Raw genomic sequence first — 263 nt, 5'->3', positions numbered from 1 at the left:
CCGAGGCGGTGTGCCGCCACTACCTCTCCAACGGGAAGCGAGAGGGGCGATACTGGCTCGTCGGCGACGTGCACAACATGCCGGGCCGTTCCATGTTCGTACGCCTCCAGGACTCGACGAAGGGACCAGCCGGCAAGTGGACTGATGCGGCGACCGGCGAGCATGGCGATCTCCTCGACATCATCCGCGAAAGTCTCGGACTTCGCGAGTTCCGCGAGGTCGCCGAGGAGGCGGGGCAGCTTCAGAAACCGCCTCGCCTCCTC

The 263-nt window shown here is 66.2% G+C and carries 1 pseudogene; it reads left to right on the top strand.

Annotated features, from left to right (window positions below):
* Positions 1–263, top strand: a pseudogene (locus RMT89_RS43720) (DNA primase); the annotation flags it as partial.

The sequence above is a fragment of the Streptomyces sp. P17 genome, assembly GCF_032436805.1.
Classification (GTDB): Bacteria; Actinomycetota; Actinomycetes; order Streptomycetales; family Streptomycetaceae; genus Streptomyces.
Note: the sequence above shows the minus strand (reverse complement) of the source record. Positions and strands in the feature narration are given on the sequence as shown.